The following is a 26,060-nucleotide window of genomic DNA, read 5'->3' on the forward strand; positions in this document are numbered from 1 at the left end:
CTCGTGGTGTCCGTGTGATGACAGAGGGGTGGACCGTATGGACATCTACCGGACACACAAGGCATCTGCCTGCCTTTGGGGCCGCACATCCCGCCCGTGCGGCTTGTCTCGGCCATCCATAGGACGCCGGACCGGGACAAGGCCGCCCATCCACCCCACCGCGCTCGAACACACACCCGGACAGCCGCTACGCTCCCCCGCCATGGACGACACCCTGCTCCTTCTGGCCTCCGCGGCCGGCGCGCTCGTCATCGGCCTGGCGGCCGGCTGGGCCGCGCAATCGGCGGCGGCCCGCCGGAAGCTGACCCGTGAACAGAGCTTCTTCGGGCTGCCCGACGGCTCGGAGTGCGTCCTGGTCACGCACCGGGACAGCGCGTCGGCCCACTGGAGCATCCCGCGCCACGACGCGCTGGCGCTGCTGGGCCTGGCCGCGGTGATCGAGAACTGCGGGGCACACCCGGAGGTCGCCCCGCACGACACCGGGCTCCAGGGCTTCGGCGCCCGCACCGAGTTCTGCGTCGGCGACCCGACGGCGCACCGCAGGCTCGCCGCCCACCTGGCCAGCCTGCTGCCGGGGGTCGCGGTGCACCCGGGCGACGCGACCGGTTCGGGCCGCGGCACGTTCAGCATCGGCGGCACGGCGTACCCGGTGGAGCCGGGCGCGGTCGAGTACGTCCTGCTGGCGCGGCTGACCGCGGGCGAAGGCGACCGGCCGGTGTTCCTGGCGGCGGGGCAGCGTCCTGTCACCCACCGGGCGGCCGTCCGCCACCTGGTCAGGAACCGCGCGCGGCTGGCCCGCAGGCACGGCGCCGACGGGCAGTTCTGCGTCCTGCTGAAGGTCGTCAACTCGCAGGCGTACGGCCCTGACGTGGTCGAGGTCGTCGCGGACGTCACCAAGGCGGCGCTGTCTCCGGCCGAGCCGAAGGGGCACCGGGCGACGGCCTGACCGCCGAAGCGCCGTCACCGCGCCGCCCCGGTCGGGCCGTCACGGCGGGCAGGCCATCCGGGCTTCTGCCAAGCTCGATGTCATGATCGCTCAGCTCCGCTCGACCGTGCTGCGCTGGACCGGTGCACTGCCGGTTCTCTCGGTCATCCTGCTGGCCCTGACCTGGGGCAGATCGCTGCCGGCCGCGCTGGTCGCCGTGGTGTCCTGCTTCCTGGCGGGTGCGGTGCTGGCGGCCGTGCACCACGCGGAGGTGATCGCGCACCGGGTGGGCGAGCCGTTCGGCTCCCTGGTCCTGGCGGTGGCGGTGACGATCATCGAAGTGGCGCTGATCGTCACCCTGATGGCCGACGGCGGGGCCAACAGCAGCGCGCTGGCCAGGGACACCGTCTTCGCCGCCGTGATGATCACCTGCAACGGCATCGTCGGGCTGAGCCTGCTGGTCGGCGCGCTCAAGCGGCGGGTCGCGGTCTTCAACGCCGAGGGCACCGGCGCCGCACTGGCGACGGTCACCACCCTGGCCGGCCTGAGCCTGGTCCTGCCGCGGTTCACCACCAGCAGTGCGGAGGCGCAGTTCTCGCCCCCGCAGCTGATCTTCGCGGCGCTGGCCGCGCTGGTGCTGTACGGCATGTTCGTGACGACCCAGACCGTCAGGCACCGGGACTACTTCCTGCCGGTGACGGCGTCGGGCCGGGTGATCGACACCGAGGACCACGCCGATCCGCCGTCGTCACGGGTCGCGATGATCAGCCTGGTGCTGCTGTCGCTTGCCCTGATCGCGGTGGTCGGTCTCGCCAAGGCGGTGTCGCCGACGATCGAGTCGGGGGTGGCCGCCGCCGGGCTGCCGTCCTCCGTCGTCGGGATCGTGATCGCGCTGCTGGTGCTGCTGCCCGAGACCATCGCGGCGGTCCGCGCGGCCCGCCGCGACCGGGTGCAGACCAGCCTCAACCTCGGCCTCGGCTCGGCGATGGCGAGCATCGGCCTGACCATCCCCGCGGTCGCCGCCGCCTCCGTCTGGCTGGCCGGGCCGCTGGAACTCGGGCTGGGGCCGACCCATATGGTCCTGCTCACGCTGACCGTCGTGGTCGGCACCCTGACGGTGGTCCCTGGCCGCGCCACGCCCCTTCAGGGCGGCATCCATCTCGCCCTGCTGGCCGCCTACATCGTCCTCGCGGTCAGCCCCTGAACCCGCCGTACGCGGGACGGCTCGCGGCGGCCGTACGCACCGGGCCGCACACCCGCGGGGCATGCGTGACAGTTGTCACGTAAAGCCCTGATTGCCCCCGGGATGGTTTATCGTTCAATTGGAAGCGGACCTGTCCGTCTCCCCCAGAGCCGCCCCGGCCGGATTCCCCCGTCCGGCCGGGGCTTCCCCTTTCCCGGTGCCTGCCGCGTGGATCAGACCGGGCCCGCTCACCTCAGATGCGAGGCCCCGTTCACGTCCAGGACCGTGCCCGACGTCCACACCGCGCCGGGCGAGGCCAGATAGTGCACCGCCGACGCCACCTCGTCCGGCGTCGCGACCCGGCCGAACGGGCTCTGCGCCCGCACCTCGTCCGTCAGCCGGTCGGCGACCCGCTCGGTCGCGACGAATCCCGGCGCCACCGAGGCGACCGCGATGCCGTACGGCGCCAGATGCACCGCGAGCGACTGCCCCATGGAGTGCAACGCGGCCTTGGACGCCCCGTAGGCGGGGTGGTCGGGTTCGCCGCGGAACGCGCCGCGCGAGCCGACGTTGACGATCCGCCCCTGCACCGCCCGGTCGATCATGTTCCGCGCCGCGCAGTGGCTGACGTGCGCCGCCCCCAGCAGATTCACGTCGACGATCCGCCGCCAGGCGGCCTGCCAGTCGTCGAACGAGGTCTCGGCCAGCGGGTGCGGGCTGTTCGCCGCCGCGTTGTTGACCAGGACGTCGACCCCGCCGAGGCCGTCCACCGCAGCCGCCACCACGGCCGCCGCACCGTCCGGGGAACTCACATCGCCCTGCACCAGCACATGCCCGGTGCCCGCCAGCGCCGCGAACGCCTCCCGGGCGGCCTCCTGGCGCGAGGCGTAGTGCAGCGCGACCCGGTCGCCCTGCGCGGCGAAGCGCTCCGCGACCGCCCGCCCGATGCCGCGCGACGCCCCGGTCACCAACACCGCACGGCTCACCGGGAGTTCACCCGCTCCGTGGATACCCGCCGGGAACGCCGCGTCGAAGGCTGCATGCCCACGTCCTCACCTCGTCTCTTCCCGGCCGCCTGTGGCTCCGGGCGACCGTAAGGGATCGTAAAGGATCATCGTGGGCCCGCCACGGGCGAGGCGAGGCACAGCTGGACGGCAGCGGCGCCCCGGGGCGGCCCGGGGCGCACGGTGCCGGCGTGGGCCGCGGCCTCAGCCGATGAGCTTTTGCAGGTCGGCCGATACCTGCCCGACGTCAGGGAGGGCGAGGGCGGCGCGCTGCGCCCGGCGGATCCGGGTGGCGGTGTCGCGGTCCGCCAGGATGTCCCGGCAGGCCGCCGCGAAGGCCTCGGGCGCGGTGTCGGCGTCCGTCACGTGCCGCCCCAGGCCGAGTTCCTGCACCCGCTCGGCGTTGTGCGGCTGGTCACCGAAGTTCGGCAGCACCGCCATCGGCGTGCCCGTACGCACCGCCTCCCGGATGCTGTTGTAGCCGCCGTGCGTGACGAACAGGTCGACGCACTCCAGCAGCAGCGGCTGCGCGATCCGGTCGGTGAGGTGGACGTGCGGGGCGGGCTCGATGCCGTCGAGCGGGATGCCCGCGGTCGCCACGATCGCCGTGCAGTCCAGCTGCGAAAGACCGGCGACGGCCGCCCGCAGCATCACCGCGGGATCGGTCACGCCCTCCGGGACCTGCCCGCCCTTGGCCAGCAGGGTCTGGAACATCGGCAGTGCGGTGCCGACGGCGGCGAACACCAGCGGCCGGTCAGCGGGCAGCCCGGCCACCCAGTCCGGGAGGCCCGCGGTGCGGTCCACCAGGGTGGTCTGGCGGTAGGCCAGCGTGGTGGCCGGATGGCGGCCGAAGGAGTACTCGGCGGGCAGGTAGTCGAACCGGCCGTAGGGGTACAGCGCGAGCGGCTCGTCCCTGACGGGCAGCCCCAGGCCCTCCCGCAGCCGGTTCATGCCGGGCAGCAGAACCGCCGGGTCGAGGAGGTTGACCAGGCCGGACGGAATGGGCAGGTGCGGTATGCCGAGCTGCTCGGCGAGCAGACAGGCGGCCACGTCCATGCCGTCCCGGATGATGACGTCCGGGCGCACCTCGCGGGCGACCCGCGTCAGCACCTCGTGCGACGCGAGCGCCTGAGGGCCGGTCAGCACGCCGAGCAGGTTGCGTATGTGCGGTTCCATGCCCTCGGTCGCGGCCACCTCATCGGCGGTGGGCTCGGGGGCCGTGGGGGGCGGGACGGGGGCGCCGGACGAAGGGACCATCGAGGGCAGGCAGATGTTCACCGTGACGTCGTCGGCGCCGAATACCGGGGCGACTTCGGCCGTCGCGGCCACCGTGACCTGATGTCCGGCCGCGGCCAGTGCGCGGGCCAGCGGGAGCAGGGCCCGGCCGTGGGACGGCGAGCCGGTCGAGGTGCACAGGACACGCATGGGTTCCTCATTCTCTGAGCGATGGCCGTCCCGGCCGGGGGCCGCCATGGCCGGAAACCCCCCACTGCCGCCGGGCACGGGCGCCGCACGGCGTCCAAGTGCCGACGAGCGGCGTCGCCGCAGTCCCCTCCGCCGACCCCCGCACCGTGTCGGACCGGTGACCTGATCACGGTAAGGAGGGCCTGGTCAACGCGTCAACGCTCGGTGACGGCACCCGGCGATATCGAGCCAAGGACAACCGGGCGCACCACCTTGCGGCCGGACGGCGGGGCGCCGACATAAATTGGCATTCCACATGCCACTTCTATAGAGTGAAGCCGTGCGACTGACCAAGAGCACCGACATCGCGCTGCGCATCGCCATGCGCCTGGCCGTACTCGGTGACACCGCGGACGCGCCGACCACCCGCGAGGTGGCCGGCGCGGTCCAGGTGCCCTACACACACGCCGCCAAGGTGGTCAGCAAGCTCCAGCACCTCGGCGCCGTCGAGGCGCGGCGCGGGCGGGGCGGCGGGCTGACCTTGACCGACGCCGGCCGCACGGGCTCGCTCGGCCGGCTCGTCCGGCAACTCGAAGGCGTCGGCGACGTGGTGGGCTGCGAGGACGACCCGCCGTGCCCGCTGCGCGGCGACTGCCGGCTGCGCGGCGCCCTGCACGTGGCACAGGAGGCGTTCTTCGCCGCACTCGACCCGCTGTCGGTCGACGACCTGGTGGCACCCCCCACCGGCCCTCTCCTGCTCGGCCTGACCTCCCGCCCGCCGGACTGACCCCGGCACCCGCCACCCCCTCAGCCGTCACCACCCTCCCCCACCCCACCCCGCACACCCTTAAATACGCATCTTGCATGCACATTTTGCGTGCCGCGATCCAGGTGTCCACCTCACAAGTCCGGAGTCACCGTTGCTGTCACCGAAATCGGCCGAGACCGTCCGCGCCACCCTCCCCGTCGTCGCCGCCGCCATCGGCGACATCACCCCGCTCTTCTACGACCGGCTGTTCGCGGACCGGCCCGCCCTGCTGCGCGACCTGTTCAACCGCGCCAACCAGGCCAACGGCAGCCAGCGGCAGGCACTCGCCGGCTCCGTCGCCGCCTTCGCGGGACACCTCCTGGAACACCCGGACGAGCTGCCCGACGCGCTGCTCACCCGGATCGCGCACAAACACGCCTCCCTGGGGATACGCGAGGACCAGTACCCCCTGGTGCACACCCACCTGTTCGCCGCCTTCGCCGATGTCCTCGGCGAAGCCCTGACCGAGGAGGTCACCGCGGCCTGGGACGAGGTGTACTGGCTGATGGCCCACGGGCTGATCGCGGCGGAACGGCAGTTGTACGCCGCGGCCGGCGCGCCGGACGGCCGGACCTGGCGCACGTACCGGGTGGCCGGCCGCGTCCGCGAGACGGACGACGTCGTCACCTTCCTGCTGCGCCCGCTCGACGGCACCGAGCCGCCCGCGGCCCGGCCGGGCCAGTACCTGTCCGTGCAGGTCGAACTCCCGGACGGGGCACGCCAGATACGCCAGTACAGCCTCACCGGGCAGCCGGACGGCGCGCTCCGCTTCGCCGTGAAGCGGATACCGGGCGGCCCGGACGGCGGCCCGGCGGGCGAGGTCTCCGGCTTTCTGCACGATCACGTCCACGAAGGTGACCAGCTGCGGGCGAGCGCCCCGTTCGGTGCCGTGGTGCTCGACGACAGCGAACGGCCGCTGCTGTTCGCGACCGCGGGCATCGGCTGCACACCGGCCATCGGCATGCTCACCCACCTGGCCGCCACCGGCTCACGCCGCCGGATCATCGCCGCACACGCCGACCGCACCCCCGGCAGCCACCCCTACCGCGCCGAACTCCAGCGCCTCATCGGCAGGTTGACGCACGCGGAGGCGGCGGTCTGGTACGAGCGGCCTGACGACGGGACCACCGCCGCCGACCAGGACGGCGGCCCGGTCGTGCACTCCGGCCTGATGGACCTCACCCGCCTGCGGATTCCGTCCGGCACCGTCGCCCACCTCTGCGGCCCGGTACCGTTCATGCGCTCCGTCCGCTCCCAACTGCTGGCGTCCGGCGTGCGCGCGGCCGACATCCACCACGAGGTCTTCGGCCCCGATCAGGGACTGTGAGGACGGACCGGCACCCGCCCCGAGGCCAGCAGCGCCCGGTGCGGCAGCACCAGCACCCCCGACGCGTCGGCGAACTCCGCCGCCAGCAGCTCGAACCGGCGCCTGATGCGGTCGGCCACCACGGGCCCCCGACTGTTCACCGTCCGGCCGATGGTGGCCACCCCCGCGGCGGGCCCGCGCCACCACTCGTCCGGCGTCGCACGGTGATTCCAGGACAGCGTCCGGCAACCGGCCGCCACCAGCCCCGCCGCGCCCAGCAGGCCGGTCAGCCCGTCCTCGGTCCGCGGGAAGTCCTCGTCGGGCGTGAGGGCGGGCAGGGACGCGGGACGGCTGACACCGGCGGCATGGACGGCGCGGCCCAACAGCGCCTGGCCCGCCGCGGCGGGGGACGCCCACACGGTCAGCGCGATCCGCCCGCCCGGACGGGTCACCCGGCACAGCTCGGCCAGCGCGCGGCGCGGCCTGCCGACGTGGTTGAGCACGAAGTTGCCGACAACCGCGTCGAACTCGCCGTCGGGATACGGGAGATGAGGCAGTACGCCGATACGGACGTCCGCGGCGGGGACGGCACCGGCCGCCAGCCTGACCATGTCCGGCTCGGCGTCCACGGCGCTCACCCGCGCACCGCACGCCACCGCAGCCGCCGCGGCCACTCCGGTCCCGGTGCCCACATCGAGCACCCGCACACCCGCGCCGACCCCGGCCGCCACCAGCAACGCGGGCACCGGGTGAGCACAGAGCCGCCCGAAGCCCGCCGCGTACGCCTCGCCCCGGCCGGCCCAGGCCAGACGCTCACTCGCGTCGAACGGCGTCTGCGACACCCGCACCCTCCTCACACCATCTCGCCCCACTCCCCCAACTCCCCACACCGCCGGGAAGGTTCCGCACGCCCGGATCCGTCACCCCTCGCCCCGCACGGACGGGACAGCCGCGCACCCACGACGTTACTCACCCGTAACCTACCAACGGGTTACTTGCGGTAAGCATCGGACCTTACTCTCCAATCACCTCGAACCCCGGCCGCCCCTCCTGTCAGCGGACGCCTCCGGCATGCGCCGGGACGCCCTGGAGGCTCCCCCGAGCCCTCCGGACAGCGGCCGACGGTTCGCATCACGATCTGGAGCAGAAGATGACGCCCTCCCGCACGACGCTGCGCGCCGCGATCGGCACCGTCTCCGCCGCGGTGCTCGCCACCACCGTCCTCGCCGGTGCGCCGGCCGCCACCGGCGCCGAGGCCCGCACCGGCCGTACCGCGGCGGCCACTTCGTCCGCCGTGAAGTTCGTCGACATCACCGGCGACGGCGGCGTCACGCTCAAGGCCAACGTCTTCACCCCGTCCGGCGCCGACGGCACCCGGCGCTTCCCGCTCATCGTGCTGCCCACCAGCTGGGCGATGCCGCAGATCGAGTACGTGGCGCAGGCGAAGAAGCTGGCCGACGCCGGGTACGTCGTCATCGGCTACAACGTGCGCGGCTTCTGGCAGTCCGGCGGGAAGATCGAGACGGCGGGGCCGCAGGACATCGCCGACGCCTCCAAGGTCATCGACTGGGCGCTCGCCCACACACCGGCCGACCCGCAGAAGGTCGGCATGGGCGGGGTCTCCTACGGTGCGGGGATCAGCCTGCTGGTCTCCGCGCAGGACCGGCGGATCAAGGCGGTCACCGCCCTCAGCGGCTGGGCCGACCTGATCGGTTCGATCTACAGCGGCCGGACCCAGCACCTCCAGGCCGGGGCGATGCTCGGTGCGGCCGGCGCCCTCACCGGCCGTCCCAGCGCCGAACTCCAGGGCGTGCTCAAGGACTTCCTCGGCTCGAATCTGGCCAAGGAGAAGGACATGATCGCCTGGGGCAGGAAGCGCTCACCCGCCACCTACCTCGACAGGATCAACGCGAACGGCGCGGCCATCATGCTCGGCAACGCCTGGGGCGACTCGCTCTTCCCGCCCAACCAGTACGCCGACTTCTTCGAGAAGCTCAAGGGCCCCAAGCGTCTTGAGTTCCGTCCGGGCGATCACGCGACGGCCGAGGCCACCGGCCTGTTCGGGCTGCCCAACGACACCTGGACCAGCGCCGAGCGGTGGTTCGACCACTACCTCAAGGGCGCCGACAACGGCGTCGACCACGAGTCGCCGGTCCAGCTCAAGTCCCGTTCCACCGGCGCCTACGAGGGCTACAGGAGCTGGCGGGACGTACCGTCCGCGCACCGGATGATCGCCCTCGGCGGCACCCACAAGACCGCCACCAACCTCGACTCGGGCGCCGACGGCGGGCTGATCTTCCTCTCCAGCATGCTGGACCAGTTCCTCAAGGCGCCGCCGATGGCCTCGATCCCGCTGCTGCCGCGCTCCCTGGCCGCCGTCTGGCAGTCCGACCGGTACGCGACCCAGCAGCGCGTCCGCGGCACCGCGCGCCTGCACACCACGCTGACCAGCACGGCGGAGAGCGGCACCGCCATCGCCTACCTCTACGACGTCGGCCCGCTCGGCGTCGGCAAGCTCGTCACGCACGCGCCGTTCACCTTCCACGGCAAGACCCCGAACCGGCCGTTCGGCGTGGATCTGGATCTCTTCTCGACGGCGTACGACGTTCCGGCAGGACACCGCCTGGCCGTGGTCGTGGACACCGTCGACCCGCTCTACATCGAGCACAACCCGCACGGCGCCACGCTGACCTTCTCCTCGCCGGACGCCGACCCGTCCTATCTGTCGGTGCCGGTGCGCGACTGAGAGGGCGGTATGAGACCTGATGCCCGATTCTTCGTTTCGCGACTGTTCTTGAGTTCGCTCGGGAGCGGTTGACGAGATCCCGCCGATCTTCATCATCGGTCGGGATCTTTGTCGTTTCCGGGGTCTGTTCGACCGTGTTCGGGGCGGGAGATTGGGTTCCGTGGCAGGCGCGGTCGGTGCGACTGGGGCTGTGGTGGGTTATGTGCTCATACAGGGCTGCCGCCACCACGACGTCCCACCCACCACTGAGCTCGCACAACCGCAGACGATCACCATCAGCCCCGGCACCCTGGGGCACCCGGCCCTGCAGAGCAAAGTCATCGACTGTGCAGAAGGGAACCTGATCACACCGGGGCGGACGTCGGGCTGGTATGCCTTCGGGCAGTTCCGCGACCGCCTGCCCGACTCCTCTCACTGACCCCTCTTCGGTTGGTCGGGCGACCACCAGCGCGTCCAAGCCGTACGGAACTAGTAGCGCCGGCCCTCGCTGTGGTGCGCCCAGCCCTGGTCAAGGAACCGGAAACCGGCAGCCACGGACGATTCCGGGTCCGCCTCACGCGTAGCCATGAGCTGGATCTGCAGCGCGAAGCGTACGTAGAAACGGATCTCCTCACTCGGCCCGTCGAGCCCGAACTCCTCGGTGAGCGTGGCGATCAGCGCGTCCTCGTGACGCAGCCACATCTTCTCCGCGTAGTCGATCAGGGACGGCGTGCCGTTCATCAGCGCAAGGATCTGGCTCTGCGGCTCGGTCGTCAGCGCGGCGATCTCGGCGAGGTAATGCGCCTTCAGCGCGTCAGAGACCGAGGTCCCCGGCGCGCGGTCCCGCACCGCGGCGATGAGCCGCTCGTGCCGTTCACCCTCGTCACTGAAGACGAGCGCTTCCTTGCGCGGGAAGTGCGTGAAGACCGTCTTGGGTGTCACATCCGCCTTGTCGGCGATCTCGCGCACCGTCACGGCGTCGAAGCCGCGGTCGAGGAAGAGTGCCGTCGCCGCGTCCAGGATCGCCGTCCGCGTAGCGGCCTTCTTGCGCTCACGCCGCCCCACGGGCACTGAATCCACCATGCCCTCACTCTACCCTCGGCCGCTATCTCCACCGGTTGTAAAACTACACTCGATATAGTTAGAGTCCGAGTGAAGCGAAAGTGCCTAGTGGTGGACGTCTCGACGGCAGACCGCCATGTCGCCACCCGTCATCCCCGAGGCCGGAGCGTCCGCCTGCCGTCAGCCGGCACGAACGCCGCGCGTCAGCGCCCGGCCCTGCACCAGAAAGACGACGCCGATGACCAAAGACACGACCGTGCGCTCCACCGTGCGGCGCGCGAAGCCACCGACGAACGCGCAGGAGCACAGCAACGCGGACGGACCCCAGCCTCAGCGCCGCGTGGCGGGAGCGCTGCTGATCGCCGGACCAGTGATCTTCCTGCTGGGGGAGTTCATCTCCGCCGCCGCGTGGACCGATCCCGCCTACAGCTACACCTACGACTTCATCAGCAACCTGGGCGTCCACGGGCCGTCGACCCTGTTCGGCCAGTACATGTACTCGCCGCTGGCCTGGGTGATGAACGCCGGATTCTTCCTCTTCGGGATCGCCATCCTGGCCGGAGTGGCCACTTTGCGGGACCTGGCACACGGGCGCCGGTGGGCCGTGCTCGTCCCCGCTGCGCTGCTGGCTGTCGGCGGCGTGCTGCTCGCGCTGTATCCCGGATCGGGCGAGGCTCTCAAGGACGGCACCGGTGAGTACCACAGCATGGGCGCCTTCGCCGGGTTCACCGGCGGCAACGTGCTGGCCATCGTCCTCGGGCGCCGCCGGCAGCGCATCGGCGTCTCCGCCCGCGTGGGCCGAGCGTTGATCACCGTCGGCGTGATCGGTCTGATCTCGATGCTGCTCTACCTCGCCATGATCATCACTTCTGGCGACAACGTCATCGGGATCATCGGCCTCATCGAACGCGGCGCCGTCCACCCGTTCCTCATCGGCCTCGCGTGCGCCGGAGCAGCGATCTGGAAGCGCGACAACATCTCCGCCGAACCGCCGTCCATCACAGCAGGCACGGCGAGCTGACCTCGCCCCTGGCGAACACCATCGACGCAAAGCATCAGCCGTGAACTCCGCACCCCAAGGACCACGACCATGAACAACACCCTCACCACCCCCGCGAGCCTGGACGAGCCCGCCCCCGCCGCAGCTGCGTGGGTGCGCACCTGGGGCGCAGCCCCGCAGGCCCCGGACAACTCCGTCAGCTCCCTCGAGCCCTTCGAGAACGCGACCCTGCGGCAAGTCGTCCGCATCAGCGGCGGCGGACACCACGTGCGTATCCGCATCAGCAACGAGTACGCCACCGCGCCACTGACCGTCGGCGCCGCCCGCGTCGCCCTCGCGGACGCCGACGGCGCGATCCAGGACAGCAGCAGCCGAGCGATCACGTTCGGCCGCCAGCCGACCGTCACCGTACCGGCGGGCGCACCAGCCCTCAGCGACCCCGTCGACCTGACCGTCCCCGCACTGTCACGGCTGGCCATCAGCCTCTACCTGCCCGGCCGCGTGGACACCGCCACGTGCCACGGCACCTTCCACACGCTCGGCCGGCTCATACCCGGCGACGCGACCACGCGCGCCGCGCTGCCCACGGAAGCCGCTCCGCTGCCGGCGCAAGCCCTGATCACCGCGGTGGAAGTACAGCCCGACACCCCTACCCGGGCCATCGCCGTGCTCGGCGACTCCCGCGTCGACGGCATCGGATCCACCCCCGGCACCGACCGGCGCTGGACCGACCTGCTCGCCGAACGCCTGCACGCGCACGGCAGTCGGACCCGCTGCGTGGTCAACCAGGGCATCGGCGGCAACCGCCTGCTCACCGACGGCATCGGCGCCGCCGCCCTCGCACGCTTCGACCGCGACATCCTCGCCACCCCCGGCCTGGGTCATGTGGTGATCGCCGTGGGCAACGACCTCGTCTTCTCCTTCGCCCCGCGCAACGAGGAGACCGCCGCCTTCCTCGCGATGTTCCCCGGCGAGCCCGTCGGCGTGGACGACATCATCGCCGCCCACCTCCAGGCCGCCGCTCGCGCCCGCGCCCACGGCGCGAAGGTCCACGCCGCGACCATCGCACCCTATGGCGGCTCGGACATGTACACCCCCAAGGGCGACAAGGCGCGCGAGCAGATCAACGACTGGATCCGCACGAGCGGAGCCTTCGACGCAGTCCTCGACTTCGACGCCGTCTGGCGCGACTCCGCCGACCCCAGTCGCATCCACGACGACCTGCACATGGGAGACCACCTCCACGGCAACGACGCCGGTTACGCCGCCCTCGCAGAATCCATCGACCTGTCCCTGTTCGACTGACCCCACGTTTCGTTCGAGCCGTTGCCTCTGTCCCCGGACGTGCAGCCGGCTGTAAGCCGTCAGCCCGTCCTGTCGCAGAAGGAGCCCGGGAGCGGAGTACCAGCGGACCGGAGAATCGTCGGCGCCCGTCCACATGGGGTAATCCGGGAGAGCGACTCACTCGAAGAGCTCCACACACGCAAGCGAGACCCTGTTCGCTGAGGTCGGCCAGGCGAGCGACCCGCCCGTAGGTCGTCCAGTCGCGGGACGGCTGGCGGTCTTTCATGGACGCTCCGCTGATGAGGCGGGAAGCGATCACGGTGGTGCTGGGAAAGGACCACCAACCGAGCTGTTGCGCTGCTGGTCAGCGGTACTCGTGAACGCCCTTTCATGCGGGACAAGCGGGCAGGTTGTGGCGACGTCGGTCGACTACGGCCGGGGCTGGGTGAACAAGCCTGGGTCGGTCTCGGCCAGGATCCCGCGGTCGGCCAGCCGCTTGAGCTTTAGGCGGACGTTGTTGATGTTGTTGGGCGCGACCGTCAGGTCCATCGCCTCGCACACCTGCCGGGCTCGCAGCGGGTGGTCGGCCGCGGTGAACACCGCCATGATCTGCTGGTAGGCCGGATGATCCGGTAGCTTCGGTGCCGGCGGCGCGGGCGGCCCGGGGTCGGGCAGCTCCAGCAGTGTCTTGCGGGTGATCCGGACTTCCTCGGCGGCCCGGCCGAGTTCGTCGAGCTGTGTGGTCAGCTGCGTGATCTGTTCCCGCATCGTCTCGGCCTGCGCGGTGATCTCCCGTTCCCGCTCCTCCAGCCGCACCAGTACCGCGCCGAGCGTCAGCTCCCCGCCGGTCATGCGGTGCGCCAGGCCGGCACGGTCGCCCCGGTCAGCCGGCGCAGTATCACCGCGGTCATCGCCCAGTACACCCGCGACTCCGAACTGCGGGGCAGATGCTCGTAGTCACGCACCAGCCTGCGGTGCAGCATCAAGATCCCATACGCGCGCTCCACCACCCACCGCTTGGCCTGGGGAACGAACCCGGTCTGCGCGGGGTTGCGCTCCACGACCTCCACCTCGATGCCTGCCTTCTGACCGTGCGCGACGACGGCGTTCTTGAAGCCCTGGTCGACCGGGGCCTTCTCCACGGTGTCGGTGTCGGCGGCGACCTTGTCCAGCAGCGCGATGCCGATGGCGTTCTCGTGCGCCGACGCGGCCGCCACGACCACCGCGATCAGCAGCCCCAACACGTCAACGGCCAGGCCGCGCTTGCCGCCCGGTACTTTTTTGCCGCGTCACGCCCTGTCGTCTGCGCGGGCACTCCGGCCGCCGCGTGCCCGCTCTGGGTATCGAGCACCACCAGGCTCGGGTCGGTGATCACCGGCTCGACCAGCGCCCACTGCTCGTCGCTCACGTCGGTCTTGCTAGGGCTTGCGCTCGCTCACGGCGACCAGCCCAACATGCCAATGACCACCGACCGGCCGGGATGCCCCACCACCACACATTCAGGTGACGACAAAACTCTTATGTACTCTCATTCCGCCCTCTGAGGGCTGTTGACGGGACCGGGCGCCGGTCGGCACGGCCGGAACTTCTTCCCCATCCGTGCCCGTTGTCCGGATACCGCCTACTGAACTCGCCCTTCACGCCCTAACGTTGACCCCGTGACCGGATTCGATATCTGGTCACGGAGGCTAGGGGGAGGCCGTGGAACGGGACGGGCGCGGCGTGCGGATTCTGCGGGCGGCCGGTGAGCTGCTGGTGGCCTGGGGGTACCGGCGGGTGACGATCGAGGAGATCGCCCGTCGCGCGGGAGTCGGCAAGGGCACCGTCTACCTGCACTGGAAGACCAAGGACGCGCTGCTGCTCGCCGTCGTGCTCGACAGCAAACAGGGCGCCATGGAGCGGCAGTTGGCGCGGATGCGCGCCGATCCGCTGGAGGTGCTGCCGAGCGCGGTGGCGAGCAGCTACTACCTCGACGCCCTGGACGACCCGGTGCTGCGCGCCGTCCACACCGACGACTCCGGCATCCTCGGGCGCCTGGACGAGATCGCCGCCGTGGAGCTGGCGGAACTGGTGGCACACGGCGACCAGGCGCTGTGCCGGCACCTCGGCGCGCTGCGCGCCTGCGGACTGGTCCGCGACGACATGTCCGTCACGGACCAGCGCTACACCCTCATGGCGGTGCTCACCGGCTTCTTCACGACCGAGGCACTGCTCGACGGCCGCGCCCCGGCCACCACCGAGCCCCGGGCCCGTCTGCTCGCCCGTACGGTGCAGGCCGCGCTGGAGACCCCGGCCGGCCCCGCCACCGCGCCCGATGGGCGGCCGGGCGCCGACCGCGTACGCGAAGCGGCGGCCCTGGCCGCGCCCGGGATCATCACCCTGTACGAGCACATCGCCCAGCTCAGCGCGGAGGAAATGCGCCGCCAGCTGCGTCCTTGACTCCCGATCCGGAGGAGAACCGACGATGTCCGCACCCACCGACCAGACCCCGGCAACACCTTCCGCCACGCTGACCACCCACGTCGGCAAGCACCCGGGCGAGCCGAACGTGATGGATCCCGCTCTGATCACCGACCCGTTCCGCGGCTACGGCGCGCTGCGCGAGCAGGGCCCGGTCGTCAGGGGCCGGTTCGTCGACGACTCGCCGCTGTGGTTCGTCACCCGCTTCGACGAGGTCCGCGAGGTGCTGCGGGACGCCCGCTTCGCCAACAACCGGGCGCACTCGGGAGGCGGCGCGGGCGAGGACCCGCTGGCCCGGATGCTGGAGATGTTCGGCGTCCCCAAGGAGCTGGACGTCTACTTCCTCGGCTCCATCCTCAACCAGGACGCCCCCGACCACTCCCGCCTGCGCCGCCTGGTGTCCCGCGCCTTCACCGCACGGAAGATCACCGACCTGCGCCCGCGCGTGACGGAGATCGCCGACGCGCTGCTCGACCGGCTCCCCGAGTACGCCGAAAACGGCGCCGTCGACCTCATCGAGCACTTCGCCTACCCGCTGCCGATCACGGTGATCTGCGAACTGGTCGGCATCCCGGAGGAGGACCGTCCGCAGTGGCGCGTCTGGGGCGCCGACCTCGTCTCGCTGGAGCCCGGACGGCTGGCCAGGTCGATGCCCCCGATGATCGAGCACATCCACGAGCTGATCGGCCGCCGCCGTGCCGCGCTCACCGACGACCTGCTCAGCGACCTGATCAGGGCGCAGGACGACGACGGCAGCAGGCTCAGCGACGTCGAGATGGTCACGATGGTCCTCACGCTGGTCCTGGCCGGGCACGAAACCACCGCCCACCTGATCGGCAACGGCACCGCGGCGCTGCTCACCCACCCCGACCAGCTCCGCCTGCTGCGGGACGACCCGGCGCTGGCGCCGCGCGCCGTCCACGAGCTGATGCGGTGGTGCGGCCCGGTGCAGGGGACGCAGCTGCGGTACGCCACCGAGGACGTCGAGCTGGCCGGCACCCGCATCGCCCGCGGCGACGCCGTCCAACTCATCCTGGTGGCGGCCAACTTCGACCCGCGGCACTACGACGACCCCGAGCGCCTGGACCTCACCCGGCACCCCGCCGGGCACGCCGAGAACCACGTCGGCTTCGGTCACGGCATGCACTACTGTCTGGGCGCCACCCTCGCCCGTCAGGAAGGCGAGGTCGCCTTCGACCGGCTGTTTTCCCGCTATCCCGACGTCCGGCTTGCCGTCGCCCCCGAGGAGCTCAAGCGCGACCCGCTGCCCGGCAGCTGGCGGCTGTCGTCGCTGCCGCTGTACCTGTAGCGGCCCTGCCGGGCGCGACGCACCCCGTCGCGTCGCGCCCGGCGCGGCTTCGCCGCCCGTCCGGCAGTATCGGGCGCATGGGACACCCGCAGCTGCCGACCACCGAGTCCGCCGTCCTCGCGATCCGGGAGATCGCCGACGCGTACCGGCTGGAGATGAAGGTCACCGACGACATCGGCGCCGATCAGACCTCCCGGCGCACCGCGGCCGGGGCGTTCACGGTGCTCGACCCGGACGGTTCGCTGCCGCACGAGGCGTACATCGAGCTGGGCGGCAGTCCCGCCGTCAGCGTGCAGCTGTTCCCCGAGGACGACGCGAAGATCACCGTTGACGAGGTGGAGTTCCCTGACGTTCCCCGCGCGTCGGTCCCCGCGTTCCTGCGGTCCGTGTACGGCGGGACGGCCTGGGTGAAGGCGCGGTTCTTCCCGCCGGGCCAGTGGCTGATCGTGCCGCTGCCGGGCGACGAGACGTACAAGGAGCTGATCCTGCGCGGGGCGCTCACGCCGTGGCTCGCGCGCAGCATCCGCTGAGCGGGCGGCGCCGGGGCCGGGTTCAGGCGTGCGGCGGCTTCGGGTGGCCTGACCCGGCGCCGGGCAGCAGCGTGCCGGGCTCCGCGGCGCCGATCTCCGCGGTCTCCACCTTCGGATTGCGCCGCTGCCGCCGGGAGACCCAGTTGGCGAACCAGGACAGCAGCATGCACATCCCGATGTAGATCGGCGAGATGATCATGACGACGGGGATGAACGGCAGGTCGTAGTCGAGGTTGGACGCGATCAGCTTCCCGGCGTGCAGGAACTCCTCGTAGGTGATCAGGAAGCCGAGCGAGGTGTCCTTCAGGGCGACGACCAGCTGGCTGATGATCGTGGGCAGCATCGCGCGGACCGCCTGCGGCACCAGGACGTGCGTCATCACCTGCGTCTTGCCCAGGCCCAGCGCGTACGCGGCTTCGCCCTGCCCGCGCTCGACGGAGTTCACGCCGGTGCGGAAGACCTCGGCGAGCACCGAGCCGTTGTACAGCGTCAGCCCGGTGACCAGGGCGGGCAACGGCTCGACCTTCAGCGCCACATACACGAAGAAGATCATGACCAGGACGGGCATCGCGCGGAAGAACTCGACCAGCAGGGTGCCGGCCCAGCGCACCACCCGGTGGTCGGAGAGCCGCGCGCAGGCGAGCACCCCGCCGAGCGCCAGCGAGAGTACCGCCGCGCAGCCGAACGCCTTGAGGGTGTTGCCCAGGCCGGTGAGCAGCAGTTCCTGAATTCCCTTGTAGGTGAAGGGAGTCCACTTCTGCGCGGTGAACTGGCCGGTGTCGAAGAGCAGATAGATGATCCACCCGATCAGGGCCAGGAGGATCAGGGTCGCGCCGGTGCCGTAGAGCAGATGCCGCCGCCGGGTACTCGGCCCGGGGACGTCGTAGAGTGCGGTGGTCATCGGGCGACTCCCCAGCGCTTCTCCAGCACGTTGAACAGCGCGCTGATGGACAGGGTCACGATCAGATAGCCGACGGCGATCCAGATGAAGGTCCAGATGATGCTGTAGCCCAGCTCGTTGAGGGTCTTGTAGGTGCCGAGCAGTTCGACGACGCTGAAGGACCCGGCGATGGCGGAGTTCTTGGCGAGGGCGATCAGGGTGGAGCCGATCGGCGGGATGACCGAGCGGAACGCCTGCGGCAGCACCACGTCGCCGAGGGTCTGCGGGAAGGTCATGCCCAGGCTGCGGGCCGCCTCGCCCTGTCCGACGGGCACGGTGTTGATGCCGGAGCGCACCGCCTCGCAGATGAACGCCGAGGTGTAGCAGCCGAGCGCGAGCACCGCGAACAGCTTGAACGGCAGCACGAGCCCGAACCGCGGCAGCCCCAGCAGCACCGCGAAGAACAGCAGCGTCAGCGGGGTGTTGCGCAGCACAGTGACCCAGACCGTGCCGAACGCCCGGAGCGAGCCGACCGGCGCGACGCGGAACGCCGCCATGAGGAAGCCGAGTGCGAGCGCCAGCAGCGAGGCGTAGACGGTGAGTTCGACGGTGCCGAGCAGGCCGTCGCCGTAGAGGGAGAGGTTGTCGAGGAGAACGTTCATCGGTCGGTTCCTTCTCTCCTCAGCCCGCCGGGTAGCGGTCGATCGGCGGCGGCTTCGGCGCGGGCGCCCCGGACAGGCCGAGGGTCGCCTCGTACGCCTTCTTCCAGTTGCCGTTCTTCTCCTGGGCGGCCAGGGCGTCGTCGAGCGCGAGGCGCAGCGCGGTGTCCCGGCGCGGTACGCCGATGCCGTACGGCTCCTGCGAGAAGGGCTTGCCGACGACCTTCAGTTCGTCGGGGACCTTCGCCGCGTAGCCGAGCAGGATCGCGTCGTCGGTGGTGACCGCGTCGACCTGATAGGTGAGCAGGTTGTCCACGCACACGGAGTAGGTGTCGTACGCGATCAGGTCGGCCTCGGGGTGGTCGGCCTGGATGCGCTGGTACGGCGTCGAACCGGCCGCGGAGCAGACGCGTTTGCCCGCGAGGTCCTGCGGCCCGTTGATGTCCTTCTCGTCGGTGCGCACCAGCAGGCCCTGCCCCGCCATGTAGTACGGACCGGCGAAGCCGACCTGCTTCTTGCGCTTCGCGTTGATGGTGTACGTGCCGACGTACAGGTCGATCTGGCCGTTCTGGAGGGCCGTTTCGCGGTTGGCCGACGCGATCGTCCTGAAGTCGACGGTGTCGGGGGCGAAGCCGAGCGAGGCGGACATCATCTTCGCGATCTCGATGTCGAAGCCGGTGTACCGGCCGGACGAGGGGTCGCGTTCGCCGAGGTAGGGCTGGTCCTCCTTGACCCCGATGACGAGGTGTCCGCGGCGCTTCGCCTTCGTCCAGGTGGGAGAGGCGGGCAGCCGGAAGCCGGAGGCGACGGTGTAGTGGGGCAGTTGGTCGGCGCTTGGGCCCTTGGCCGGCGGGCTGCCTTCCCGGCCACAGGCGGTGGCGGCCAGCGCGAGGACGGCCAGGAGGAGGGCCGCGAGGGGGCGGCGCAGGCGCCAGGAGTGCAGATGCGTCATCTCAGCGCCCCCGTTCAGTGCTTGAGGATCTTGGACAGGAAGTCCTTGGCGCGTTCGCTCCTCGGCGACGTGAAGAAGTCCTCCGGGGTGCGGTCCTCGACGATCCGGCCGTCGGCCATGAAGACGACGCGGTTGGCGGCGGACCGCGCGAAGCCCATCTCGTGGGTGACGACGACCATGGTCATCCCGTCGGCGGCGAGCTGCTGCATCACTTCCAGCACCTCGTTGATCATCTCCGGGTCCAGGGCCGAGGTCGGCTCGTCGAAGAGCAGCGCGAGGGGTTCCATGGCCAGCGCGCGGGCGATGGCGACGCGCTGCTGCTGTCCGCCGGAGAGCTGGGCGGGGTACTTCTCGGCCTGCGAGGCGAGCCCGACCCGCTCCAGGAGTTCGCGGGCGCGGGCGGCGGCCTGCTCCTTGCTCTTCTTGCGGACCTTGACCGGCGCCAGCATGACGTTGGCCAGTACGGTCTTGTGCGCGAACAGGTTGAAGGACTGGAAGACCATGCCGACTTCGGCCCGCAGTTGGGCGAGGGCGCGGCCCTCTTCGGGCAGTGGTTTCCCGTCGAGGGTGATGGTGCCGGACTCGATCGTCTCCAGGCGGTTGATGGCCCGGCACAGGGTGGACTTCCCTGACCCGGAGGGGCCGATGACCACCACCACCTCGCCGCGGCCGACGGTGAGATCGATGTCCTGGAGGACATGAAGTTTCCCGTAGTGCTTGTTGACCCCGCGCAGTTCAATCAGCGCATCACCGGCCATATGCAGACCTGCCCACTCTCATCCGTACAGCGGAGATTGTGCAACTTACCCGGACAAATCCGGCACTTCTCCGCTGACACGCACGACGGTCCTGACGAGAGTGGAGAAAGCGGGCGGCCACCGGCGGCGCCGTGCGGACCGCCCGCACTCAGAGCCCGCACCCTGAACTCCGGTCGCAACCGGCCCGGGTTCGGACACGGACGCTCAGCTCTCCGCGACCTCCGCGTACACCTGGGACAGCTCCGGCGCCCCGACATCGGCCCATTCATGGCCGGCCGACACCACATCGATCTCCCGGCCCGACTCCAGCCGCACCACCGGCTGTCCGTCCGGCCACACCTGCCACACCGCACCGCGCACCGTACGCACCAGGACCGTACCGAGGTACAGGCCCGCGTCGTTGCCGAGCCAGGGCAGCACCTCCGGGTCGTCCCGCCACACCGGCTGCAACTGGTCCAGCGCCTCCAACGACCGTACGGAATCATCGAGTTCCACACCGGCGACCGCCGCCTGGGCCCGCAACAGCTCGCACTCGGACAGCAGCTCGGCGACGCTGTCGGGGTCGTCGCGCACCGCGTCCGCGAGCGGCACGGGACGGTCCGCGTCCGGGCGCTTGCGCCACTTGTCCAGGAAAGACAGGTTCATGGTGTGCAGGGTCGCATCCACGCCCGGGGCAGAGCCACAGGCGCGCGGCGCAACGGGCCCTCGTTCGACGGGTTGACGCCTGGCCGTTGACGCCTGCCCGTTGGCGCTTCCCGGCGCGGGAGCCCCGTCGTCGCCGGGCGTCAACGGCCGTCCGTACGCGTGCAGTACGGACGCCGCGACGACACCGCCCCTGGGCGCCGCCGCTCACGCCACGGCCACGGCCACCACACGCGGCGCTCCCCCCGTGCCGCCCGGCGGTCGCCCTAGATCTCCAGGTCGACGACGACCGGCGCGTGGTCGGACGCGCCCTTGCCCTTGCGCTCCTCGCGGTCCACGTAGGAGTCCGAAACGGCCTTGGTGAACGGGGCGTTGCCGTAGACCAGGTCGATGCGCATGCCGCGGTTCTTGGGGAAGCCCAGGGCGCGGTAGTCCCAGAACGTGAACGGGCGGTCGTACTTGAGGGCGCGGGGCAGCACGTCGCTCAGGCCCGTGCCGCGCAGGTCGGCCAGTGCCTCGCGCTCGGCCGGGGTGACATGGGTCTGGCCCACGAACGCGGCCGGATCCCAGAGGTCCTCGTCCGTCGGCGCGACGTTGAAGTCGCCGAGTACCGCGAACGGGCGGTCACCCGCCGCGTCCTCGGCGACCGCGCCGCGCAGCGCCTGCAACCAGTTCAGCTTGTACGCGTAGTGCGCGTGCTCGACCTCGCGGCCGTTGGGGACGTACACCGACCAGACGCGGACCGGGCCGCAGGTCGCCGCGACGGCACGGGGCTCCTCCGCGCCGTCGTACTCCGGGCCGCCCGGCAGGCCGAGCACGACGTCCTCCAGGCCGGCCTTCGAGATCAGGGCCACGCCGTTCCAGCGGCCGTTGGCGTTGACCGCGGACTCGTAGCCGAGCTCCCGGAGCTGGTCGGCGGGGAACTGCTCCAGGGCGCACTTGGTCTCCTGGATGCACAGCACGTCCGTGCCGGTGCTCTCCAGCCAGGCCAGCAGCCTCGGGAGGCGGGCGGTGATCGAGTTGACGTTCCAGGTCGCGATGCGCATGTCCGTAAACCTACAGCGAGGGACTGACAGTCGGCGGGGGCGGTCAGCCCACGTCGGTGCTGTGGCCGGCGACGAGGCGGCTGTGATCGGTGCCGGTGAGGTTGTCGATCATGCCGTCGTAGACCGGCCGCGCGTGGTCCTGGAGCAGGCTGTCGTGGATGTCGATGGCCTGCCGCGGTGCGACCTCCCTGACGTAGTCGATGACCTCCGACACCTTGTTCCAGGGCGCGTGGACCGGCAGCAGCAGCGTGTCGACCGTACGGCCCTCCGGGACGGTGAGCGCGTCGCCGGGGTGGAAGACCGTGCCGTCGACGAGGAAGCCGACGTTGGTGATGCGCGGGATGTCGGGGTGGATGACGGCGTGCAGCTGGCCGTGGACCTCGACGTCGAAACCGGCGGCGGAGAACGTGTCGCCCTCGCCGACGGTGTGCACCCGGCCGGGGAACGCCGCGGACAGCTGGTCGGCGACGCTGGCCAGGGTCCAGATCTCGGCGGCCGGATTGGCCTCCATGCCCGCGCGCAGCCGGTCCTCGTTGAAGTGGTCCATGTGCTCGTGGGTCACGAGGATGGCGTCGGCGCCGACGGCCGCGTCCTGCTCGGTGAACAGCCCCGGGTCGATGACGAGCACCTGCCCGTCCTTCGCCAGCCGGACACAGGCATGGGTCTTCTTCGTGAGTTCCATACCTGCCATCCTGCCGCGCGGCAGCGGGCGGGGGCATGTTGGGGTGCGGGGGGGGGAGGCGGGGGCGGGAAACCGCGTCACTACACCCGCCCACCCCCCGAAGGGGGGTGGGCGGAGGGGAAAAAACCACAGGGGCAAAGCGCAGGCACAAAGCGCAGGCGCAAGGCGCAAGGCGCAAGGCGCAAGGCGCAAGGCGCAAGGCGCAAGGCGCAAGGCGCAAGCGGCGAACGGCGAACGGCGAACGGCAAGGGACAAACCACAGGAAGAGCCCCGCCCCCACCCCTCCGTCCCCCCTCCCCCTCACCCCTCCGGCGTCGTCTCCTCGCGGATGACGCGCTGGGCGACGGTGAACGCGGCGTTCGCGGCCGGGACGCCGCAGTAGACCGCGGTGTGCAGCAGGATTTCCTTGATCTCGGACGGGGTGAGGCCGTTGCGCAGCGCGGCCCTGGTGTGCAGGGCCAGGTCGTCCCGGTGGCCGCCGGCGACGAGTGCGGAGAGCGTGACGATGCTGCGGGTGCGCCGGTCGAGACCGGGACGGGTCCAGGTCTCGCCCCAGGAGTAGCGCGTGATGAAGTCCTGGAACTCGCTGGAGAAGTCGTCGGTGTTCGCCTCGACCTCGTCGACGTGCGCGTCGCCGAGTACCTCGCGCCGGACCTTGATGCCCCGCTCGTACGCGCTGCCGCGCACCAGCTCCGGCTGCGCGAGGCCGGACTCGATGGCGGCGGGTGCCGCCTGCGGGGGCGGCGGGGGTGCGAGTACCGGCTTGGGTGCGGCGGCCGATATCGCCGCCTGGCCGCCCGGACCCGGCTTGTCGTGCCAGCTGGTGGTGAAGTGCCGGATGAGGAGTTCGGTGACGGCCGCGGGCTGCTCCACGGGCGCGAGGTGCGAGGTGCCGGGTACCAGGGCGAGGCCGGCGTCCGGGATCCCGGCGACCAGGGTGCGGGCGTCGGTGGTCGGGGTGACCTGGTCCTCGGAGCCGACGATGACGAGGGTCGGCGCGCCGACTCTGTTCAGGGACGATCTGACGTCGTACGCGGCCAGCGCCTCACAGGCGGCGATGTAGCAGCCGGGGTCGGTGGTCCGCACCATCTGCACGGCCCATTCGACGATGGCCGGCTGCGCGCCCGCGAAACCGGGGGTGAACCAGCGCTCGGGCGCGGTGCGGGCGATCGGGTCGAGCCCGTTCGTCCGGATGACCACGCCGCGCTGGCGCCAGGAATCCGCGGTGCCGTAGCGCGGCGACGAGGAGACCAGCGCGAGCGACGTGACCCGCTGCGGGCGGGTCAGTGCCAGCTGCGTGCCGATGGCTCCACCGATGGAGCAGCCCGCGTAACCGAACCGGTCCACGCCCAGCGCGTCGAGGGTGGCGACCACGCGGTCGGCCAGCTCGGCGATGGAAGACGCGGGGTGGGCGGGCGAGCCGCCGTGACCGGGTAGGTCGAAGCGGATGACGCGCCAGTGGCGGGTCAGCTCCGGGATCTGCCGGTCCCACATGTGCCATGTGGTACCCAGTGAGGCACCCATGACCAAGACTGGAGCGTCTTCTGGCCCGTCAGAGCGGTACTGCAGGGTGTGCATCGGTATCTCACTCACGCCCGCACGCTCTCACATCTCACGATTTCTCACACGCTTGGGTCGGATCCTCGTGCAGGCCGTGCCACGTTGTGGCGGCTTCACGAAGATCCTCCACGTCCGGTTTGATGTACCACCGCTTGGTGGTCTTCACGTTCGAGTGTCCGGCCCATCGCGCAAGGATATGGTCCGGCACACCCTGGTTGGCCAAGTATGTGAGGCACGCCGCACGAGCGTCGGAGAGGCGAACACGACGCAGTCCTAGGCTCGCCATGAGCCGGTACACGAAACGGCGGAGCTGCTTGATCGTGAAGGGTTCTCCGGCCTCATGCACCAGGATGTAGCCCGAGAGCATGTAAGCCTCACCCAGAGCTGTCTGCTCCTTGGCCTGGAGAGCCTTGAATGCCTTGAGAGCAGCCAGCACCGGAGCGGGCAGCGGGAGGTCCCGCTCGCCAGCCATGGATTTCGTGTCCTTCTCCACCACGTAGCGGTTGCCCATCATCGTGCGCGTGTTGGCAATGGTGATGGTGGCATTTTCCAGGTCAACATCTTCCCACCGGAGTCCGCAGACTTCAGCCGGGCGTAGGCCCATGAGGGACAGCAGGAGCGGAGCGTAAATCCTTTCTTCCTTGACGCCATGGACGAACGTCCGAACCTCCTGAACGTTCCAGGGCTTCACTTCCTGCTTGGTCTTCCGCTCTTCCTTGCGTGCCCTACGCGGAATACTCACGTGCGCGGCCACGTTCACGGACACCAGTCGACGCGTGACAGCTCGGTTAAGAGCTTCCTTCAGCCGGGCGAGGCTCATATCCACACTGGTCACTCCGAGCGGAGTACCGGCCCTTCTGCCACGTACACGCCCGTACTGAAGAGACCAGTGCATCCACGCTTCTACGTCCTCTTCAGTAAGTTCCTGAAGACGGATATGACCCAGCTTCCCCCGTACTCGGTCCAGGGTGATCCGGTAGTTGTAGATGGTGGTTTCTTCCAGGTCTTCGGCCTTCATGGCCAACCACCGGTCAAGCCACTCGTTCACGGTGATCTTGTTGGGTGGTATGAACGTGCCTTCGTGGCGGCGGTTAGTGATGCGTGCGTACTCGGCCTTCGCTTCCTTCAGCGTGTCAAATGTGCGGGTCAACTGCTTGCGCTTCTTCGTGACGGGGTCTATCCCTACATCGACCACAAAGCGGTACCGCACCTTCCCATTCGCATTCGGGGGGAGCTTCTTTATGGGAACGGACAGGGGTGCTCACTCTCCTTCAAGGCGTGGAGAATCCGCATAGGCGGAGGCTCCATTACTTCTCAGCCATAGGTGCCGACTTCATCAGGGCAGCAAGTGACCGTTCTTCGCTTCCTCCTCGCGGACTACCGTGCTGCCTACTGCATCCGCCGCGGCTCCACCGCCAAGCACAGCCGCGCGAACGACTTAAATGCTCCGGACGATCCCCGGTTTGGCTAACCGGGGATCGTCGGCTATGTAGCGGGGTGCAGCATGAAATGCGCTGCCGAGTGCCGGATCGAGCGCGTCAGACGGCGGGGTGACCGGAGCCGAGGCTGTACGTCGCGCTGTCGGCGGCCGAGCAGATGAGGCCGTCGTCGGTGAGGCGGCCGAGAGCGCGGGCAATTACCGGCTCGCGCATGCCGAGGGCGCGCGCGATCTGTTGTGCCGTCAGGCCGGGGTGGACGGCGACGTGGGCGAGGACCACTCGGTCACGTCGGTAGTCCTGTTGCGACAGGCCCTCAGCGAAGAGCCCTGCTGCGCAGACGCACAGGCACAGGGCGGTGGCGAGGGCGCCGTGGTCCTGCCCGCGCTGTGCGGTCCAGGCGTTGATGCTTCCGAGGGTGAAGAGGATCAGCGCAGAAAAGCGC

Annotated in this window: 25 protein-coding genes and 1 pseudogene; 10 read left to right on the forward strand and 16 right to left on the reverse strand. The window is 70.5% G+C overall.

What is annotated here, in order from left to right:
- Window positions 1–202 precede the first annotated feature (202 nt).
- Both ACIBK8_RS18865 and ACIBK8_RS18870 read left to right on the forward strand, forming a co-directional pair.
- Window positions 203–946, forward strand: coding sequence for a hypothetical protein (locus tag ACIBK8_RS18865; protein WP_399042979.1), 744 nt, complete (start codon window positions 203–205; stop codon window positions 944–946).
- 82 nt (window positions 947–1,028) lie between these two features.
- Complete coding sequence (locus ACIBK8_RS18870) at window positions 1,029–2,129, forward strand: calcium:proton antiporter (RefSeq protein ID WP_399042980.1); 1,101 nt, start codon at window positions 1,029–1,031, stop codon at window positions 2,127–2,129.
- Between the two features lie 227 nt (window positions 2,130–2,356).
- Here the strand turns inward: ACIBK8_RS18870 and ACIBK8_RS18875 are convergent, their stop codons facing one another.
- Both ACIBK8_RS18875 and ACIBK8_RS18880 read right to left on the reverse strand, forming a co-directional pair.
- Window positions 2,357–3,094 carry an SDR family NAD(P)-dependent oxidoreductase gene (locus tag ACIBK8_RS18875; RefSeq protein ID WP_393682015.1) on the reverse strand — a complete coding sequence of 246 codons (738 nt, stop codon included), beginning with the start codon at window positions 3,092–3,094 and terminating at the stop codon, window positions 2,357–2,359.
- A gap of 222 nt (window positions 3,095–3,316) precedes the next feature.
- Entirely contained in the window at window positions 3,317–4,537 is a 1,221-nt protein-coding gene (locus ACIBK8_RS18880) for a glycosyltransferase (protein ID WP_399042981.1), read from the reverse strand.
- A gap of 319 nt (window positions 4,538–4,856) precedes the next feature.
- On the opposite strand from ACIBK8_RS18880, the gene ACIBK8_RS18885 reads away from it, so the two are divergent.
- Together ACIBK8_RS18885 and ACIBK8_RS18890 are read left to right on the forward strand one after the other, a co-directional pair.
- Window positions 4,857–5,303 carry an RrF2 family transcriptional regulator gene (locus ACIBK8_RS18885; protein WP_393682018.1) on the forward strand — a complete coding sequence of 149 codons (447 nt, stop codon included), beginning with the start codon at window positions 4,857–4,859 and terminating at the stop codon, window positions 5,301–5,303.
- Window positions 5,304–5,436: 133 nt separating this feature from the next.
- Window positions 5,437–6,651: a globin domain-containing protein gene (locus tag ACIBK8_RS18890; RefSeq protein WP_399042982.1), complete on the forward strand. Its 1,215-nt coding sequence runs from the start codon at window positions 5,437–5,439 to the stop codon at window positions 6,649–6,651.
- Here ACIBK8_RS18890 and ACIBK8_RS18895 read toward each other — a convergent pair.
- Window positions 6,639–7,472: a class I SAM-dependent methyltransferase gene (locus tag ACIBK8_RS18895; RefSeq protein WP_399042983.1), complete on the reverse strand. Its 834-nt coding sequence runs from the start codon at window positions 7,470–7,472 to the stop codon at window positions 6,639–6,641. The genes ACIBK8_RS18890 and ACIBK8_RS18895 overlap by 13 nt on opposite strands.
- 308 nt (window positions 7,473–7,780) lie before the next feature.
- On the opposite strand from ACIBK8_RS18895, the gene ACIBK8_RS18900 reads away from it, so the two are divergent.
- On the forward strand, window positions 7,781–9,376 hold the full coding sequence (locus ACIBK8_RS18900) for a CocE/NonD family hydrolase (RefSeq protein WP_399042984.1): 1,596 nt from the start codon (window positions 7,781–7,783) through the stop codon (window positions 9,374–9,376).
- Between the two features lie 468 nt (window positions 9,377–9,844).
- On the opposite strand, the gene ACIBK8_RS18905 is transcribed toward ACIBK8_RS18900, so the two are convergent.
- Window positions 9,845–10,438 (reverse strand): TetR/AcrR family transcriptional regulator, encoded by a 594-nt coding sequence (locus tag ACIBK8_RS18905; RefSeq protein ID WP_399042985.1) that lies wholly within the window; start codon window positions 10,436–10,438, stop codon window positions 9,845–9,847.
- A gap of 217 nt (window positions 10,439–10,655) precedes the next feature.
- Here ACIBK8_RS18905 and ACIBK8_RS18910 point away from each other — a divergent pair, with 217 nt between their 5' ends.
- Together ACIBK8_RS18910 and ACIBK8_RS18915 are read left to right on the forward strand one after the other, a co-directional pair.
- Window positions 10,656–11,438: a DUF998 domain-containing protein gene (locus ACIBK8_RS18910; protein ID WP_399042986.1), complete on the forward strand. Its 783-nt coding sequence runs from the start codon at window positions 10,656–10,658 to the stop codon at window positions 11,436–11,438.
- A 69-nt stretch (window positions 11,439–11,507) separates the two neighbouring features.
- Window positions 11,508–12,722 carry a GDSL-type esterase/lipase family protein gene (locus tag ACIBK8_RS18915; RefSeq protein ID WP_399042987.1) on the forward strand — a complete coding sequence of 405 codons (1,215 nt, stop codon included), beginning with the start codon at window positions 11,508–11,510 and terminating at the stop codon, window positions 12,720–12,722.
- Between the two features lie 408 nt (window positions 12,723–13,130).
- On the opposite strand, the gene ACIBK8_RS18920 is transcribed toward ACIBK8_RS18915, so the two are convergent.
- Together ACIBK8_RS18920 and ACIBK8_RS18925 are read right to left on the reverse strand one after the other, a co-directional pair.
- A complete protein-coding gene (locus ACIBK8_RS18920; protein WP_399042988.1) occupies window positions 13,131–13,553 on the reverse strand; it encodes a hypothetical protein in 423 nt (140 codons plus the stop codon).
- A pseudogene (locus ACIBK8_RS18925) lies at window positions 13,550–14,073 on the reverse strand (transposase); the annotation flags it as partial. The pseudogene ACIBK8_RS18925 and the gene ACIBK8_RS18920, both read right to left, overlap by 4 nt.
- A gap of 329 nt (window positions 14,074–14,402) precedes the next feature.
- On the opposite strand from ACIBK8_RS18925, the gene ACIBK8_RS18930 reads away from it, so the two are divergent.
- The 3 genes from ACIBK8_RS18930 (at window position 14,403) to ACIBK8_RS18940 (ending at window position 17,000) form a co-directional block, all read left to right on the forward strand.
- Window positions 14,403–15,140, forward strand: a complete 738-nt coding sequence (locus tag ACIBK8_RS18930; RefSeq protein ID WP_399042989.1) for a TetR/AcrR family transcriptional regulator — start codon at window positions 14,403–14,405, stop codon at window positions 15,138–15,140.
- A 25-nt stretch (window positions 15,141–15,165) separates the two neighbouring features.
- Window positions 15,166–16,470 carry a cytochrome P450 gene (locus ACIBK8_RS18935; protein ID WP_399042990.1) on the forward strand — a complete coding sequence of 435 codons (1,305 nt, stop codon included), beginning with the start codon at window positions 15,166–15,168 and terminating at the stop codon, window positions 16,468–16,470.
- A 77-nt stretch (window positions 16,471–16,547) separates the two neighbouring features.
- The gene (locus ACIBK8_RS18940; RefSeq protein ID WP_399042991.1) at window positions 16,548–17,000 is read left to right on the forward strand and encodes a hypothetical protein; all 453 of its coding nucleotides are present in this window, start codon (window positions 16,548–16,550) and stop codon (window positions 16,998–17,000) included.
- 22 nt (window positions 17,001–17,022) lie between these two features.
- Here the strand turns inward: ACIBK8_RS18940 and ACIBK8_RS18945 are convergent, their stop codons facing one another.
- From ACIBK8_RS18945 to ACIBK8_RS18990, 10 genes are all read right to left on the reverse strand, one after another.
- Window positions 17,023–17,901, reverse strand: coding sequence for an amino acid ABC transporter permease (locus ACIBK8_RS18945; RefSeq protein WP_399042992.1), 879 nt, complete (start codon window positions 17,899–17,901; stop codon window positions 17,023–17,025).
- Window positions 17,898–18,542, reverse strand: a complete 645-nt coding sequence (locus ACIBK8_RS18950) for an amino acid ABC transporter permease (RefSeq protein ID WP_399042993.1) — start codon at window positions 18,540–18,542, stop codon at window positions 17,898–17,900. Before ACIBK8_RS18950 ends, ACIBK8_RS18945 begins: the two co-directional genes overlap by 4 nt.
- A 19-nt stretch (window positions 18,543–18,561) precedes the next feature.
- Entirely contained in the window at window positions 18,562–19,491 is a 930-nt protein-coding gene (locus tag ACIBK8_RS18955; protein WP_399042994.1) for a glutamate ABC transporter substrate-binding protein, read from the reverse strand.
- 14 nt (window positions 19,492–19,505) lie between these two features.
- Window positions 19,506–20,249 carry an amino acid ABC transporter ATP-binding protein gene (locus ACIBK8_RS18960; protein WP_393682033.1) on the reverse strand — a complete coding sequence of 248 codons (744 nt, stop codon included), beginning with the start codon at window positions 20,247–20,249 and terminating at the stop codon, window positions 19,506–19,508.
- Window positions 20,250–20,453: 204 nt separating this feature from the next.
- On the reverse strand, window positions 20,454–20,894 hold the full coding sequence (locus ACIBK8_RS18965; RefSeq protein WP_393682034.1) for a DUF6278 family protein: 441 nt from the start codon (window positions 20,892–20,894) through the stop codon (window positions 20,454–20,456).
- Window positions 20,895–21,157: 263 nt separating this feature from the next.
- Window positions 21,158–21,937 carry an exodeoxyribonuclease III gene (locus tag ACIBK8_RS18970; RefSeq protein WP_399042995.1) on the reverse strand — a complete coding sequence of 260 codons (780 nt, stop codon included), beginning with the start codon at window positions 21,935–21,937 and terminating at the stop codon, window positions 21,158–21,160.
- Window positions 21,938–21,980: 43 nt separating this feature from the next.
- Window positions 21,981–22,619, reverse strand: coding sequence for an MBL fold metallo-hydrolase (locus ACIBK8_RS18975; RefSeq protein WP_399042996.1), 639 nt, complete (start codon window positions 22,617–22,619; stop codon window positions 21,981–21,983).
- A gap of 300 nt (window positions 22,620–22,919) precedes the next feature.
- The gene (gene pcaD, locus ACIBK8_RS18980; protein WP_399043017.1) at window positions 22,920–24,197 is read right to left on the reverse strand and encodes a 3-oxoadipate enol-lactonase; all 1,278 of its coding nucleotides are present in this window, start codon (window positions 24,195–24,197) and stop codon (window positions 22,920–22,922) included.
- Window positions 24,198–24,231: 34 nt separating this feature from the next.
- A complete protein-coding gene (locus tag ACIBK8_RS18985) occupies window positions 24,232–25,374 on the reverse strand; it encodes a tyrosine-type recombinase/integrase (RefSeq protein WP_399042997.1) in 1,143 nt (380 codons plus the stop codon).
- A gap of 343 nt (window positions 25,375–25,717) precedes the next feature.
- Window positions 25,718–25,897, reverse strand: a complete 180-nt coding sequence (locus tag ACIBK8_RS18990; RefSeq protein ID WP_399042998.1) for a MarR family transcriptional regulator — start codon at window positions 25,895–25,897, stop codon at window positions 25,718–25,720.
- Between the last annotated feature and the right edge of the window lie 163 nt (window positions 25,898–26,060).

Origin of the sequence: Streptomyces sp. NPDC050161, assembly GCF_044460025.1 — a bacterium.
Lineage (GTDB): Bacteria > Actinomycetota > Actinomycetes > Streptomycetales > Streptomycetaceae > Streptomyces.

Coding starts and splice junctions, on each gene's coding strand:
- ACIBK8_RS18865 (WP_399042979.1), top strand. CDS start 203: ATGGACGACACCCTGCTCCTTCTGGCCTCCGCGGCCGGCGCGCTCGTC.
- ACIBK8_RS18870 (WP_399042980.1), top strand. CDS start 1,029: ATGATCGCTCAGCTCCGCTCGACCGTGCTGCGCTGGACCGGTGCACTG.
- ACIBK8_RS18880 (WP_399042981.1), bottom strand. CDS start 4,537: ATGCGTGTCCTGTGCACCTCGACCGGCTCGCCGTCCCACGGCCGGGCC.
- ACIBK8_RS18900 (WP_399042984.1), top strand. CDS start 7,781: ATGACGCCCTCCCGCACGACGCTGCGCGCCGCGATCGGCACCGTCTCC.
- ACIBK8_RS18905 (WP_399042985.1), bottom strand. CDS start 10,438: ATGGTGGATTCAGTGCCCGTGGGGCGGCGTGAGCGCAAGAAGGCCGCT.
- ACIBK8_RS18910 (WP_399042986.1), top strand. CDS start 10,656: ATGACCAAAGACACGACCGTGCGCTCCACCGTGCGGCGCGCGAAGCCA.
- ACIBK8_RS18915 (WP_399042987.1), top strand. CDS start 11,508: ATGAACAACACCCTCACCACCCCCGCGAGCCTGGACGAGCCCGCCCCC.
- ACIBK8_RS18920 (WP_399042988.1), bottom strand. CDS start 13,553: ATGACCGGCGGGGAGCTGACGCTCGGCGCGGTACTGGTGCGGCTGGAG.
- ACIBK8_RS18935 (WP_399042990.1), top strand. CDS start 15,166: ATGTCCGCACCCACCGACCAGACCCCGGCAACACCTTCCGCCACGCTG.
- ACIBK8_RS18940 (WP_399042991.1), top strand. CDS start 16,548: ATGGGACACCCGCAGCTGCCGACCACCGAGTCCGCCGTCCTCGCGATC.
- ACIBK8_RS18945 (WP_399042992.1), bottom strand. CDS start 17,901: ATGACCACCGCACTCTACGACGTCCCCGGGCCGAGTACCCGGCGGCGG.
- ACIBK8_RS18950 (WP_399042993.1), bottom strand. CDS start 18,542: ATGAACGTTCTCCTCGACAACCTCTCCCTCTACGGCGACGGCCTGCTC.
- ACIBK8_RS18955 (WP_399042994.1), bottom strand. CDS start 19,491: ATGACGCATCTGCACTCCTGGCGCCTGCGCCGCCCCCTCGCGGCCCTC.
- ACIBK8_RS18960 (WP_393682033.1), bottom strand. CDS start 20,249: ATGGCCGGTGATGCGCTGATTGAACTGCGCGGGGTCAACAAGCACTAC.
- ACIBK8_RS18965 (WP_393682034.1), bottom strand. CDS start 20,894: ATGAACCTGTCTTTCCTGGACAAGTGGCGCAAGCGCCCGGACGCGGAC.
- ACIBK8_RS18970 (WP_399042995.1), bottom strand. CDS start 21,937: ATGCGCATCGCGACCTGGAACGTCAACTCGATCACCGCCCGCCTCCCG.
- ACIBK8_RS18975 (WP_399042996.1), bottom strand. CDS start 22,619: ATGGAACTCACGAAGAAGACCCATGCCTGTGTCCGGCTGGCGAAGGAC.
- pcaD (WP_399043017.1), bottom strand. CDS start 24,197: ATGCACACCCTGCAGTACCGCTCTGACGGGCCAGAAGACGCTCCAGTC.